Source organism: Sphingomonas sp. BK345 (assembly GCF_014193845.1).
Taxonomy (GTDB): domain Bacteria; phylum Pseudomonadota; class Alphaproteobacteria; order Sphingomonadales; family Sphingomonadaceae; genus Sphingomonas.
Genome location: NZ_JACHZX010000003.1, coordinates 483509 through 497304, shown reverse-complemented (window position 1 = coordinate 497304; position 13796 = coordinate 483509). Strand labels below are relative to the sequence as shown.

At 72.2% G+C, this 13796-nt stretch carries 13 protein-coding genes; 9 read left to right on the top strand and 4 right to left on the bottom strand.

Annotated features, from left to right (window positions below):
- The first annotated feature begins 74 nt into the window (after nucleotides 1-74).
- The 5 genes from FHY03_RS11700 (at nucleotide 75) to FHY03_RS11680 (ending at nucleotide 5732) form a co-directional block, all read left to right on the top strand.
- Nucleotides 75-2132 (top strand): S9 family peptidase, encoded by a 2058-nt coding sequence (locus FHY03_RS11700; RefSeq protein ID WP_183930903.1) that lies wholly within the window; start codon nucleotides 75-77, stop codon nucleotides 2130-2132.
- Nucleotides 2119-2718, top strand: coding sequence for a DedA family protein (locus FHY03_RS11695; RefSeq protein ID WP_311721423.1), 600 nt, complete (start codon nucleotides 2119-2121; stop codon nucleotides 2716-2718). The genes FHY03_RS11700 and FHY03_RS11695 overlap by 14 nt, the downstream gene beginning before the upstream one ends.
- Nucleotides 2715-3107, top strand: a complete 393-nt coding sequence (locus FHY03_RS11690) for a thioesterase family protein (RefSeq protein WP_183924010.1) — start codon at nucleotides 2715-2717, stop codon at nucleotides 3105-3107. The genes FHY03_RS11695 and FHY03_RS11690 overlap by 4 nt, the downstream gene beginning before the upstream one ends.
- Nucleotides 3108-3388: 281 nt before the next feature.
- Nucleotides 3389-4648 (top strand): HD-GYP domain-containing protein, encoded by a 1260-nt coding sequence (locus tag FHY03_RS11685; protein ID WP_183930901.1) that lies wholly within the window; start codon nucleotides 3389-3391, stop codon nucleotides 4646-4648.
- Nucleotides 4649-4652: 4 nt separating this feature from the next.
- Nucleotides 4653-5732: a GGDEF domain-containing protein gene (locus FHY03_RS11680; RefSeq protein WP_183930899.1), complete on the top strand. Its 1080-nt coding sequence runs from the start codon at nucleotides 4653-4655 to the stop codon at nucleotides 5730-5732.
- A gap of 457 nt (nucleotides 5733-6189) precedes the next feature.
- On the opposite strand, the gene FHY03_RS11675 is transcribed toward FHY03_RS11680, so the two are convergent.
- Nucleotides 6190-7572, bottom strand: coding sequence for a methyl-accepting chemotaxis protein (locus FHY03_RS11675; RefSeq protein WP_183930897.1), 1383 nt, complete (start codon nucleotides 7570-7572; stop codon nucleotides 6190-6192).
- Nucleotides 7573-7695: 123 nt separating this feature from the next.
- Between FHY03_RS11675 and FHY03_RS11670 the strand changes: the two genes are divergently transcribed.
- On the top strand, nucleotides 7696-8103 hold the full coding sequence (locus FHY03_RS11670; RefSeq protein ID WP_183930895.1) for a cupin domain-containing protein: 408 nt from the start codon (nucleotides 7696-7698) through the stop codon (nucleotides 8101-8103).
- 24 nt (nucleotides 8104-8127) lie between these two features.
- Here FHY03_RS11670 and FHY03_RS11665 read toward each other — a convergent pair whose 3' ends face one another.
- Nucleotides 8128-9768 (bottom strand): sulfotransferase, encoded by a 1641-nt coding sequence (locus tag FHY03_RS11665; protein WP_183930893.1) that lies wholly within the window; start codon nucleotides 9766-9768, stop codon nucleotides 8128-8130.
- Between the two features lie 55 nt (nucleotides 9769-9823).
- Between FHY03_RS11665 and FHY03_RS11660 the strand changes: the two genes are divergently transcribed.
- Together FHY03_RS11660 and FHY03_RS11655 are read left to right on the top strand one after the other, a co-directional pair.
- Nucleotides 9824-10087 (top strand): hypothetical protein, encoded by a 264-nt coding sequence (locus FHY03_RS11660; protein ID WP_183924018.1) that lies wholly within the window; start codon nucleotides 9824-9826, stop codon nucleotides 10085-10087.
- A gap of 82 nt (nucleotides 10088-10169) precedes the next feature.
- Nucleotides 10170-10424, top strand: a complete 255-nt coding sequence (locus FHY03_RS11655) for a hypothetical protein (protein ID WP_183924020.1) — start codon at nucleotides 10170-10172, stop codon at nucleotides 10422-10424.
- Between the two features lie 13 nt (nucleotides 10425-10437).
- Here the strand turns inward: FHY03_RS11655 and FHY03_RS11650 are convergent, their stop codons facing one another.
- A complete protein-coding gene (locus FHY03_RS11650) occupies nucleotides 10438-11520 on the bottom strand; it encodes a hypothetical protein (RefSeq protein WP_311721417.1) in 1083 nt (360 codons plus the stop codon).
- Nucleotides 11521-11527: 7 nt separating this feature from the next.
- Here FHY03_RS11650 and FHY03_RS11645 point away from each other — a divergent pair, with 7 nt between their 5' ends.
- Nucleotides 11528-12820 (top strand): aspartyl/asparaginyl beta-hydroxylase domain-containing protein, encoded by a 1293-nt coding sequence (locus tag FHY03_RS11645; RefSeq protein ID WP_183924022.1) that lies wholly within the window; start codon nucleotides 11528-11530, stop codon nucleotides 12818-12820.
- 155 nt (nucleotides 12821-12975) lie between these two features.
- Here FHY03_RS11645 and FHY03_RS11640 read toward each other — a convergent pair whose 3' ends face one another.
- Entirely contained in the window at nucleotides 12976-13788 is an 813-nt protein-coding gene (locus FHY03_RS11640) for a MetQ/NlpA family ABC transporter substrate-binding protein (protein ID WP_183930891.1), read from the bottom strand.
- Nucleotides 13789-13796: the final 8 nt, after the last annotated feature.

The following is a 13796-nucleotide window of genomic DNA, read 5'->3' as shown; positions in this document are numbered from 1 at the left end:
CGTGCGTCGCGCCCCGAGCGGATCGTGCATCACCCTTGTTGCCGCTCTCCCGCGCACACCCTACGTAACGCGGGATGACGCTCACTCCACCGGTCGCCGCGACGCGCGCGCATTCCTTCACGCGCCACGGCGTCACCGTCGAGGACCCGTATGCCTGGCTCAAGGATCCGAGCTATCCGGAGGTCACCGACCCCGACGTGCTCGCCTATCTCGAGGCCGAGAACGCTTATTTTGAAGCGCAGATGGCGCCGCACCGGGCGCTGGTCGACCGCCTCTACGAGGAGATGAAGGCACGCATCAAGGAGGACGAGTCGAGCGTTCCGCAGAAGGACGGCGATTATGTCTACTGGACCGCGTTCGAGACCGGCGGCCAGTATCGCCAATGGTGGCGCAAGCCCGTCGCCGGCGGCGCGGACGAGCTGCTGCTCGACGAGCCCGCGCTGGCCGAGGGCAAGGAATATTTCCGCCTCGGCGCCTTCGCCATCTCGAACGACGCGACGAAGCTCGCCTATGCCATCGACGACAATGGCTCGGAGCGGTTCACGATCCACGTCAAGGATCTGACCAGCAACGCGCTGCTGCCCGACACGATCCCCGGCATGCTCTCCGACATCGTGTGGAGCGCCGACGACAGCGGCTTCCTCTACGGGCTCGCCAACAAGGAGTGGCGCACCGACAACGCGCGCTTCCACCGGCTCGGCACCGACCCGAGCGAGGACATCGAGCTCTACCACGAGGACGACGAGGGCTATCGCGTCGCGGTGGGCGAGACGAGCGACCGTCGCTGGATCGTGATCTCGACCGGCGACCATGTCACCAGCGAGGTGCGGCTGCTCCCCGCCGCCGACCCGTTCGCGGCGCCGATCCTGGTCGCGCCGCGGCAGGAAGGACGCGAGTATGACGTCGACACGCACGGCGACACGCTCTTCATCCACACCAACGACACCGACCCGATGTGGCGCCTCGTCACCGCGTCGATCATCGCGCCGGGCGAGTGGACCGAGCGGATCGCGCCGAGCCCGCATTTCTACATGACCGGGGTGGACTGTTTCCGCGACTATCTCGTCGTCGAGGGTCGCGAGGACGGGCTCGACCAGATCGAGATCCATTCCTACGACCCCGCCGCCGCGCCGCGCCGCATCGCCTTCCCCGAGGCGAGCTACACCGCCGGGATCGGCGACAATCCCGAGTATGACACGCAGGTGCTGCGGCTCGGCTATGAGTCGATGGTCACGCCCGGCACGGTCTACGACTATGACGTCGCGAGCGGCGCGCTGACCGTGCTCAAGGTGCAGGAGATCCCCTCGGGCTATGACGGCGAACGCTACGCCACCGAGCGGCTCAAGATCGTCGCGCGCGACGGCACGGAGGTGCCGGTCTCGATCGTCTACCCGCGCGACTTCCCGCGCGACGGCTCGCGCCCGCTGTTCCTCTACGCCTATGGCGCCTACGGCCACGCCATCCCGCCGGGCTTCTCGACCGGGCGGCTGTCGCTGCTCGACCGCGGCTTCGCCTACGCCATCGCGCATATCCGCGGCGGCGACGATCTCGGCCAGCAATGGTACCATGACGGCAAGCTCGAGAAGCGCGCCAACACCTTCACCGACTTCGTCGACGTCGCGCGCGGGCTGATCGCGGGCGGGTGGACCAGCGAAGGTCGGATCGCGGTGGCGGGGCGCTCGGCCGGCGGCGAGCTGATGGGCGCGGTGGTCAACTCCGACCCCGAGCTGTGGGGCGCGGTGATCGCCGACGTGCCCTTCGTCGACGTGCTCAACACCATGCTCGACGAGACGCTGCCGCTCACCCCGGGCGAGTGGCCCGAATGGGGCAACCCGATCGAGGACGCGGCCGCCTTCCACCTGATCCGCGGCTACAGCCCGTACGACAACGTCCGCGCCCAGGCCTATCCGCCGCTGTTCATCTCGGGCGGGCTCAACGACCCGCGCGTGACCTATTGGGAGCCCGCCAAGTGGGCGGCCAAGCTGCGCGCCACCAAGACCGACGACAATCTGCTGCTGCTCAAGACCAACATGGGCGCGGGCCACGGCGGCAAGTCGGGACGGTTCGAGAGCCTGCGCGAGGCGGCCGAGGAACATGCCTTCGTGCTGTGGCAGCTGGGTGTCGAGTCATGAGGCGCGACCGGCACCGCGCCTCGTGACGATCGAGGCGATCGTCGAGCAATATGGGCTGGCGGCGGTGTTCGCCGGCGCCGCGCTGGAGGGCGAGGCCGCGGTGATCGCGGGCGGGCTGCTGGCGCATCAGGACATGTTCCCGCTCGCCGGCGCGATGGCCGCGGCGGCGGCGGGCTCGTTCACCGCCGACCAGGCCTATTTCTATGCCGGCCGACGCTTCCGCGACCATCGCTGGGTCGCCGCCGCGCGCGAGCGCCCCGCCTTCGCCAAGGCGATGGCGGCGCTGGAGCGCCACCCGATCGGGTTCATCTTCGTGTTCCGCTTCCTCTACGGGCTGCGCACGATCAGCCCGATCGCCATCGGCACCGCCGGGATCCGCCCGCGGCTGTACGCCGCGGTCAACGCGGTGTCGGCGATCCTGTGGGCGATCTGCTTCACCACGATCGGCTTCGTGTTCGGCGACACGTTCGAGGCGGCGGTTGGGCGCCTGCGGCACGACTCGCGTCTATGGTGGCTGGCCGGCAGCGTGGTCGCCGCGGGCATCGCGATCGCGCTGATTCACCGCATCAGGAGTCGTCGGACATGACGCCGTTCCGTCGTGAGGTCACCGCCCAGCCCGAGGACATCGATGAGCTCGGCCACGTCAACAATGCGGTGTGGGTGCGCTGGATCCAGGAGCTGGCCGTGGCGCATTGGGCCGCGGTGGCGCCGCCGGACCAGCAGGCGGCGCACGTGTGGGTCGTGACCCGCCACGAGATCGACTATCGCGGCAACGTCGTCGCGGGCGAGACGGTGACGGCCGAGACCTGGGTGCCCGGCGCACCGCGCGGGGCGCGCTTCGACCGCCACTTCCGCTTCCTCGGCAGCGACGGCCGCGTCCGCGTCGAGGGTGTGACGACCTGGGCGCTGCTCGACCGCGCGACCGGGCGGCTGCTCCGCATCCGGCCCGAGATCGCCGCGCCCTTCGTGGGGTGAGCGAAGACAATCCTCCCTGCTTTGGCTCGCCCCCGGCAAGCCAAGATGGTGCCTGGAGGGCACCAACTCGCCCGCACTGGCGCGCAGCGCGTCGGAGGGGTGTCGGCGCTGGTGAGTCCACCGATGCTCGCCGGCCGCGACACCCCTCCGTCAGGCCTGCGGCCTGCCACCTCCCCTTTAAGAGGAGGATCTTCTCCCCCGCTAAACCCAAATTAACGCCGCGCCGTCATACCCTGATCAACGGATTCGCCGGGAACAGGGGGGCTGGTCGGGCGGTGCTGGTGACGATCAAGACGAGCGCTGCGCGGCCCGGGATGTACGTCCACGCGGTCGAGGGCGGCTGGATGGCGAGCCCGTTCTGGCGCAAGCACCTCGTGCTCGCCAGCGCGCGCGACGTCGCCAAGCTGGTCGAGGCCGGCATCGGCGAGATCGTGATCGACACCGACAAGGGCGTCGGCCCGCTCGCGCCGGCGTCGGCGCCGCTCTCCGTCGCGGCAGCGGTCGAGACTGCCGCCCCGGCTGTGACGGTGACGTCGACCGCGCCGCCGCCCCGCACGCGCCGCCGTGCCGCCAGCGAGCTCGACCGCGCCCGCGCGGTGGTGGAGCAGTCGCGCGCGGCGATGCTGCGCATGTTCGCCGACGCGCGCATGGGGCACGCGATCGACCATCGCGCGCTCGCCCCCTTGGTCGATTCGATCACCGAGTCGGTCGCGCGTGACCAGCGCGCGCTGCTCACCGTCACGCGACTGCGCAGCAAGGACGAATATACCTGGCTCCACTCGGTCGCGGTCGGCGCGCTGCTGATCGGCTTCGCGCGCCATCTCGGCCTGCCCGAGGATGAGGCGAGCGACCTCGGCCTCGCCGGGCTGCTGCACGACATCGGCAAGATGGCGGTGCCGAGCGCGGTGCTGGAGAAGACCGGCAGCCTCGATCCCGCCGAGCTGGCGGTGGTGCGCCACCATCCCGAGAAGGGCCATGCGCTTCTGCTCGGCGGCGACGTGCCCGAGGTGGTGCGCGACGTCTGCCTGCATCACCACGAGCGCGTCGACGGGCGCGGCTATCCCTTCGGCCTCGCCGGCGACCGGCTCAGCCTCGCGGCACGGATGAGCGCGGTGTGTGACGTGTACGACGCGGTCACGTCGCTGCGCCCGTACAAGCGCCCTTGGGCGCCGGGCGACGCGCTGGCGCGGATGCAGTCGTGGCACGGCCATTTCGACCAGGAGCTGCTCGGCGCGTTCATCGATCATATCGGCATCCACCCGCCCGGCGCGCTGGTGCGGCTGCGCTCGAACCGGCTCGCGCTGGTGCTCGGCACCGACGCCGACGACCCGACCGCGCCGCCGGTGCGCGCCTTCTTCGACATCCCGACACAGTCGCGGCTGCCGCTGACCGAGGTCGCGACGGACGCGACGGGCGACCCGATCCTGGGCGGCGAGCGCGGCGCCTATTGGTTCGGTCTGGCGTGGGATCGGATGCGCACCGCGGTGCTCACCGCCAACGGCACCGACGCGGCGCCGTCCCCGCGCGCGGTCGGGGCCTGAGGCCATGGCCGCCCGCCCTCATCCCGCCCCGGCGCCCACGCCCGCTCCGCTGCGCCGCATGCTCGACTGGCTCTCGCCCGCGCGCCGGGCGCAGCGCCTCGACGAGCGGCTCGCCGCGCGGCGCCGGCTGTTCGACTCGATCGGCGAGCTGCTGTTCGCCAGCCGGCTCGCGCCTTCGCCGCGCAACTACGGGCTGGTCCACTCCTATCTGTCGGGCGAGGACGTCGCCACCAGCGTCGCGGTGGCCGAGGCGCTGCGCGCCACAGGGACGCTGAGCGAGGCCGCGGCGGCGCGGATCGCCGACGGGCAGGAGACGACCGAGCTCGGCCCCGACACGCTCGCGCGGATCGCGGAGACGCTGGAGGCGCGCATCGGCGAGTGCCTCGGCGCCGCCGGCCAGTCGCGCCGCACCGCCGAGCAGTTCGGCAGTGCGATCGAGGGCGAGGCGGCGCGGCTCGCCGAGGACCCGGCGGCGACGATCGCGCGCATCGCCGCGCTGACCCGCGACGCGGTCACCGCGACACGGCTGGCTGAGGTGCAGCTCGAGCGCACGCGCCGCGAGGCCGACTCGCTGCGCCGCGACCTGCGCCAGGCACGCCGCGCCGCCGAGCGCGACCATCTCACCGGCCTTCCCAACCGCCGCGCACTGGAGGCGGCGCTGCGCGCGCTCGACGCCGGCGACACGCCGGCGACGGTGGCATTGTGCGACATCGACGATTTCAAGCAGGTCAACGACCGCTTCGGCCATGCCGCGGGCGACCGCGTGCTGCGCTTCGTCGCCGGCTTCCTTGAGCGCGAGCTGGGCGGTGACGTGCTGGTGGCGCGCCACGGCGGCGAGGAGTTCGCCTGCCTGTTCCGCCGCGCCGACTCGCGCGCCGCGATGGCGCGGCTCGACACCGCGCGCGAGCGGCTGTCGGCGCGCTCGCTGGTCAACCAGGAGACCGGGCTGGCGTTCGACCGGGTCACCTTCTCGGCGGGCGTGGCGCCGCTGGGCGAGGACGGCGGCGCGGCGGCGCTGGCCGAGGCCGATCTCGCGCTCTACGCGGCGAAGCATGCGGGGAAGAACCGGGTGTGTGCGGGGTAGCGGGACAGCAGTCCGGGGTGCGGCGGGCGCCCGGGTGGCTCCCCCGCGAGAGCATCGTCGCGAGAGCGCCGGCAGCATGGGCACGAGCCGCTATTCATCCATTGATCTGGACGCAGGACGTTCATTGACGCTGCAGCGGCTCGCCCAGCCGTCATCCCCGGCTCGACCCTCGATCCATGGTCCGCGTGAGTGGCCGGCGTTGCTCTCGCGGAAGGATGGATCCCGGCTCTAGGCCGGGATGATGAGGAAGGGCGAGCCGCTGCCTGCCGATGTATGTGTCTAGGTCCGGATCAGCTATCACTGGCTTTGGAAATAGAGAGCGACGCCACTGGCGGTGTCAAAGGGGCCGGGCTGCCCTACGGCGGTCGCACAGCGTCGTGATCACGACGATGCGCCGCCGGAAAGAGTCAGGCGATATCCGGCCGAGAAGGGCCCTATCGCCCACGCGCCGAACCGCTCACCCCTGGTTCTCATACGCCAGCTGGAGTACACCCCAGTGTGCGCCATTGACGCTGATCGAGGCGATCACCTGCTTGAGCAGCACCACCCCGCCGCCGGCGAGCGGGCGGCGATAGGCCTTGAGGCAGAAGGGCTGGGTGATCTTCACCTGAACCGCTGTCTCGGGGAAGTGGAAGAACACGCCCGCGCGCGAGAACTCGCTGTTCCACTTGGGATCGCCCGGCCGCTGCGGCAGCGAGCGCTCAGGCATCGCCACCGCGCCGAAGCAGTTGCGATCGGTGAAGCTCATCCCGAAGAAGCCGGGCAGCGCGCGCGCCGATTCCTGGTGCGGCCGCGCCAGCGAGGTGATCAGCGCCATCGCCGGATGCGTGAACAGCGCGGGATCGGTGTCCGGCACGGGGGCGTAGCGCTCGCTCAGGATCGCTTCGCGGCTGATCTCGCCCGAGCTGGCGGCGCGCGCGAGCCCCGCCGAGACCTGGCGCGCGGCCTCCAGCGCGAAGCGGATATAGGGCCGGTCGGGCATGTCGGCATCGCTCTCGGCGAGCCGCTGGAGCAGGTCGTTGGTGTCGTCGCTCACGCTGGTGATGCGCTCGGAGAGGCGTTGCAGCCCCTGCGCATTGTCCGACGAGGTGCGCGCCAGCTCGCCGAGCCCGCCCTCAACCTCGCCGACCGCGTGGACCATCGAGCCGATCCGATCGGCGACGCCCTCGCTCGAACGGGTCAGCCCGTCCATCAGCCCGCGTAGCCGCGCCACCAGCGCCTCGATGTCGCGGGTGCCGCGGTGCGCCGAGCGCGCGGTGGCGACGCCCGCGTCGACCTTGCCCAGCATCGCGTCGGCCTGGGTGGTGAGCGTGTCGATCGAGCCGGTGATCCGCGCCGTCGCCACCGCGGTCTCGGAGGCGAGCTTCTTGACCTCGCCCGCCACCACCGCGAAGCCGCGCCCCGCCTCGCCCGCGCGCGCCGCCTCGATCGTGGCGTTGAGCGCGAGCAGGTTGGTCTGCTTGGCGATCGCGTCGATCGTCGCGGTGACGCGCGCGACCTCCTCCAGCGCCGCGGTGAAGCCGCCGATGCTCTCGTGAATACGGCTGACCTGGGTGATCAGCTCGACCACGTCGCTGGTCGCCGCCTCGACCTGGACGTGCGAGTCGGCCAAGACCGCGTGCGCGCCCGCGGTATGCTCGCGCGCGCTGCGCGCCGCGGCGGCGACCTCGTCGACGTCGTCGGCGAGCCGGCCGGTCTGCCGCCCGATCTGCTCGATCGTGCCGGCCTGGGCGGTGACGCGGGTGGAGAGCTCGGCGATATCGGCCTGCAGGTCGAGCGTGCGCAATCCCAGCTCGCCCGACCGGCGGGCCGCCTCGGCAATCGTCTGATCCAGCGTCAACGCGTTAGTCCCCTTACCCTCTTCATGGGCTAACAGGTTGGGGTTAACGGGTTTCTACTGGAATCCTTATGGCGGCGTGGTCGGCCCGCTTGACCGCGGCGCCGCGCTCCGCTGCATTCAGCGATGATGCAGGACCTGATCCGCCAGCTCGACCTCCGCCCGCACCCGGAAGGCGGCCATTATCGCGAGACGCTGCGACTGCCGCCCGGCTCAGACGGGCGCTCGCGCATGACCGCCATCCTGTTCCTGCTCGGCCCGGGCGAACGCTCGCACTGGCACCGCGTCGACGCCGCCGAGCTGTGGCTGTGGCACGCGGGTGCGCCGCTCACGCTGGCGATCGCTGACGAGCCGCCGCTGCGGCTCGGCGCCAATGTCACCGCGGGCGAGCGGCCGCAGGCGCTGGTGCCCGCCGACGCGTGGCAGGCCGCGTGGGCGGAGCAGGGCTGGGCGCTGGTGAGCTGCGTCGTGGCGCCCGGCTTCGACTTCGCCGGTTTCGAGCTCGCTCCGCCGGACTGGCAGCCGCGCGGCTGAGCTGCGGCGGCCGTGAGCGCGCGGCTAGTCAGCGAAACCGAACCGTTCCACCCAGGGCTGCAGGATCGGCAGCACCGGGGCGAGCTGGTCGGCGTAGCGGCGCCACTGGCCGCGCCCGTCGAATAGGCCGCGGCGGACCTGGGTGGCGCTCGCGGTACGCACCCCGCGGGCCTGCGCGGTGCGGTCGAAGCGCGCGAAGTCGTCGGTCCAGGGCAGGCCGATGAAATCCGCCATCGCGCGTACCGTCGGCGCGAAGTCGGTCACCAGCCGATCATAGCGCACCTCGTGGAAGGCCAGCGGCAGCGTCGCGCGCGCGCGCTCGGTCAGTGTCATCAGCGCGTCATAGTGGCACGCCGTCTCTTCCAGGTCGCTGAAGCACCAGGCCGCCGGACTGGGGGTAAAGTTGATGCGGTAGCAGCTCAGCACCACGTCGCGGGGGTCGCGCCGCATCACCAGCACGCGAGCCTGCGGGAACAGCGCGGCGATGATCGGCAGCTTGGCGCCGTTGAGCGGGTTCATGTCGACGAACGTGCCGGCCGTCGCCGCGCCCATCGCCGCCACGCGCCGCCAGTAATCGGCGCGCAGCCGGTCGCGCAGCGCGGGATCAAGCGCGGCGAGGTCCGGCATCGCCCCGTCGTTCCGCACCAGCACGCCATCGGTGCCGGCGAGCGTCTCGCGCTCCTCCAGCGCGGTTACCCCGGGCGCGCTCGCCAGCACGTTCTCGACCAGCGTCGTGCCCGAGCGCGGATAGCCGAGCAGGAAGACATGGGTCGCGGCGGCGCCGGGCGCGTCATCGGCGGACGCCGGCGCGCGCGGCGAATCGAGCTGCGCCGCGATCCGCTCGATGAAGGCGCGGTGCGACGGACGCTCCGGCCCGGGCTCGAGCGCGGCACGATAGACCTCGCGGAAGTTGGCCTGCGCGCCGCGGTAGCAGTCGAATGCCGCCTCGGTGCGGTCCTGGCGATCGAGCGCGTCGCCCAGCAGCGTCAGCGTGCGCGTGCGATCGTCGCCGCGGACGCGCTCGACCAGCGGCCGCAGCAGCGCCTCGGCCGCGGCGCCGTCGCGCGCCTCGATCGCGACGGTGGCCAGCGCGGCGCACGCGGCGGGCTCGTGCGGGTCGAGCGCGAGCGCGCGCGCGGCCTGGTCGCGTGCCTCCTCGGCGCGGCCGCGGCGCGCGGCGGTGTCGGCCAGGCGGCCGTAGGCGGGCGCCAGGGTCGAGTCGAGCGCGAGTGCGCGGCGGTAGCTCTCGCCCGCCTCCTCCTCGCGCTTGAGCGAGTCGAGCGTGTAGCCGCGCTCCAGCCAGGCGGCGGCGTGGCGCGGCTCGGCGGCGACGACGCGGTCGAGCACCGCTAGCGCTTCGTCATACCGCCCCTCCTTGCGCAGCACCGCGCCGATCGAGCCCGCGATCAGCACGTCGCCCGGTGCCAGCGCGAGCGCGCGGCGCAGCAGCGCGTGCGCGCCGGCATAGTCGCCCGCCTCCTCCCGCCGCCACGCCGCGAGGTTGAGGATCATCGGGTCGCTCGCGCCGGCGGCGAGGGCGGCGTCGGCCAGCGCGGCCGCGCGCGGCACGTCACCCGCGGCGAGCGCGCGCTCGATCGCCGCGCGGTTCGTCGCGGCGTCACCGCGACCCGCTCTGGTGCGCCGCCGCACGACTCGGTTTGACATGGCTCGGCGCTCCGTCTTAGCCTCTGGACCAGCCGCATACGACAGGGGCTCTCCCATGCACAGCATCGCCGCGCTCGCCCTCACCCTGGCCACCGTCGCCGGGTCGGCCGCGGCTGAACAAGCCAAGCCGCGCGACGCCGCCGAGAAGGCGGCGGACCGGGCAGACAAGATGATCTGCAAGCGCTTCACCAAGACGGGCTCGCTCGTCGACAGCGTGCGCGTGTGCAAGACGAAAGGCGAGTGGCAGCGCGACCGCGACAATCTGCGCAATTCCGCCTCCTCTGGCGCATGCGGTCAGCCGACGCTCAACGGCTGTTGAACGGGCCGCGCGGGGCGGTTTGACAGGCCCCGGCGGCGCGGCTTAGCCTCGCCGCATCGCCTCCGACGAACAAGGCCCGATCATGCACCGGTTCACCGCCCTCGCCCTCCTGCTCGCCGTCGCCTCACCCGCGGCGCAGGCCAAGACCAAGGACGCGCCGGAGAAAGCGGTGGATGCGGCCGACAAGGTGATCTGCAAGCGCTTCACCAAGACCGGGTCGCTGGTCGACAGCGAGCGCGTGTGCAAGACCAAGGCCGAGTGGCAGCGCGACCGCGACGAGCTGCGCTCGATCAACCAGAGCCGCATGGGCGGCCGGATGCCCGGCGAGCAGCAGTGAGCGCGCACGTCGGCTAGCGGAGCAGCGGTGCCGGCGGTGTCAGCGCGATGCCGAAGGTCGCCGCGACCTGCTCGGCCCATCGCACCACCAGCTCTATCTCGCGCGCGTGCAGCGCCGCGGCGTCGCGATGCTCGGCCGCGCGTGCGGTCGCGTCGAAGGCGTTGCCGAACTTCGAGTGACGCGTGAACGCCGGCCCTGCGACGATCGCGTCGAGCGCGGCATCGTCGAGGCGTAGCCGGTAGAGCGCCGCCAGCGCGGCCAGCGCCTCGCGCGGGCGCGCCATCAGCGTCGCGCTGTCGAGCGTGCGCACCCGCGTCGCGCCGAAGCGCTCGACCAGCTCGGCGAAGAGCGCGTGCTGGCCGAGCCAGCCGAGCGCGGCGACCTGCAGGTCGGTCAGCGCGAACAACGCGCGCGCGTCATGGCCGAAGCGCGCCAGCCCGTCGTCGAGCATGCCCGCGAGCAGGGTGCGCACCCACAGCCGCCCCTCCAGCTCCTTCTTCGCCACCGAGCCGAGATAGGTCGGCAGCGGCGCGTGGAGCAGCAGCGCGGTGCTGTCGGACCGCAGCGTCAGCAAAGCGGGCGCGAAGCCGTTGGCGATGGTCGAAGGCTTGACGATTACCGCCTCGCCCGGCGCGAACGGGCGGGCCAGCAGCGCGAGCGTGTCGTCAAGCACCGCGGCGAGATCGGGACCGGGCTCGCCGCGGCGGCGCCAGCCGATCAGGTCGTTGAGCACCACCGGCTCCTTCAGCCCCATCGCCGCGCCGGGATGATCGACCGCGCGCGCCAGCAGCGTCGAGCAGCAGAAGGCGGAGTGGAAGATCCAGTGCAGCGGCGCGGGGGCCGGCGCGGCGGCGCGGGCGTCGGCGCGGCGTACCACCAGCGGCGCCGCGCTGTCCTGCGGCAGATACTCGTCGGTGAGGAAGGTGGCGGCGCGGTGCGTCTCGCGCGGCACGCGCCGGAAGTGAAAGGCATCGTGACCCGGATCGTAGCGATGCGCCAGCCACGTCGCGTCGAGCAGAGGGAGAGGAGCCGCCGCCATCGCCGCGCTGTGCGCCGGCACGCGCGCGATTGTCCAGTCCGCGTGATCGGTTATCATCCATGTTATGAACTCGGCCCGATCCCAGCAGCATCTCGCCGCCGCGCTCGCGGCGCGCGACGCCGGCCGCCGCGACGAGGCGGTGCGGCTGTTCCACGCCGCGGTCGCGGACGGGGCCGAGCATCCGCTGGCGCTCAACGCGATCGGCGTCGACTCGCTCGCGCGCGGCGCCTTCGCGGCGGCGGCGGACTGGTTCACGCGCGCGATCGCCGCCGATCCGGCCGCGCCGGAACTGTGGATGAATCTGGCGCGCGCGCATCGCTCGCGCGACGACGCCGTGGCCGAGCGCGCCGCGCTGGAGGGCGCGCTGGCGATCGACCAGCGCCACTTCATGGCGCTCGTCAGGCTGGCCGAGTGGCACGAGCGCGCAGGCGAGCGGGACGAGGCGGCGGAGCGCTGGGGCAACGTGCTGACGATGGCGGCGCTGCTCGACGAGCGCTCGCCCGCGATCGAGGCGATGCTCGAGCACGCGCGCGACTATGTCGCGACGCAGCGCGCCGGCTTCGCGGCCGCGATCGACGCCGCGCTGGCGCCGGCCCGCGCCGCGCTCGCGCCGGCCGCGCGGCGCCGCGTCGACGCCTGCGTCGACCATGCGCTGGGCCGGCGCCAGATCTACGCCAACCACTGCGCCGGGCTGCACGTCCCCTTCCTCCCCGCCGACGAGTTCTTCGCGCGCGAGCTGTTCCCGTGGTTCGACCGGCTCGAGGCCGAGACCGCGACGATCCGCGACGAGCTGCTGCGCGTGCTGGCCGAGGATGCCGACGCGCTGCGCCCCTATGTCGCGATGAAGCCGGGGACGCCGCGCAACAAATGGTCAGCGCTCGACGGCTCGCTCGCCTGGGGCGCGCTCCATCTGTGGCGCGACGGCCGGCGCGACGACGCGGTCTGCGCGCGTGTGCCGCGCACCGCCGCGGTGGTGGAGGCGCTGCCGCTCTCCGATCTGCCGGGGCGGACGCCGACGGTGTTCTTCTCCATCCTCGCGCCGGGCGCGCATCTGCCCGCGCACACCGGGGTGAGCAACGCGCGCGCGATCGTCCATCTGCCGCTGGTGGTGCCGCCCGACTGCGGCTTCCGTGTCGGCGGCGAAACGCGCCAGTGGGCGGAAGGCCGCGCCTGGGCGTTCGACGACACGATCGAGCACGAGGCGTGGAACCGCTCCGACCGGCCCCGCGCGATCCTGATCCTCGACGCCTGGAACCCGCATCTCACCGTGGATGAGCGCGCGCTGCTGCGCCAGTTCTTCGCCGCCTCCGCCGGTGCGCCCGAGCGCGAGCTGGCACGGCTGCGCGTCGGGGAGTGAGGGTGCGCGTGGGCGTTGGTGGCGGGTCTAGGGGAACCAGGAGGTGAGTGCGCGGCACCGCTTCGGCAGACGTCATCCCCGCCCCTCACCTTTGCCCCACCGTCATCCCCGCGGGGGCGGGGTCGACGGTGAAGTGACGGAAAGAACTGACCCGCTCAGAACGCCGGCAGCACCGCGCCTTTGTAGGTCGTCTCGATGAACGCCTTCGTCGCCGGGCTGCGGAGCGCCGCCACCAGCTTGCGTACGCGCGGGTCGTCGGCGCTGCCGGGGCGGCCGACGAGGTAATTGACGTAGGGCGAGTCCTTGTCCTCGATCGCGAGCGCGTCGCGCACCGGGTTGAGCTTGGCGTCGAGCGCGTAATTGGTGTTGATCATCGCCAGGTCCACCTCGCCCAGCACGCGCGGCAGCGTCGCCGCCTCCAGCTCGCGGAACTGCAGCGCCTTGGGATTGCTCGCGACGTCGCGGATCGTGGCGAGCGGGTCGGCGGGGTTCCTCAACCGGATCAGTCCCGCCTTCTGGAGCAGCTGGAGCGCGCGTCCGCCGTTGCTCGGCTCGTTGGGGATCGCCACGCTGGCGCCCTGCGGCAACTGCGCCAGCGTCTTCCAGCGACGCGAATAAGCGCCGAGCGGCTCGACATGCACGCCCGCGATCGGCACCAGCTTGGTCCCGCGCTCGCGGTTGAACTGGTCGAGATACGGCTTGGTCTCGAAGTAATTGACGTCGATCTGCCCCTGGTCGACCTGGAGGTTCGGCTGGACATAGTCGTTGAACACCCGCACATCGAGGTCGACGCCTTCCTTCGCCAGCACCGGCTTCACCTGCGCGAGGATCTCGGCATGCGGCACCGCGGTCGCGGCGACGGTGAGCGTCGCGCCGTCGCCCTTGCCCCCATTCCCGCTTCCGCCCCCGCCGCAGGCGGCGAGCAGCAGCGCGGGAAGCGTGGAGAGCAGCAAGCGGCGGTGGATCATGTCGGTCC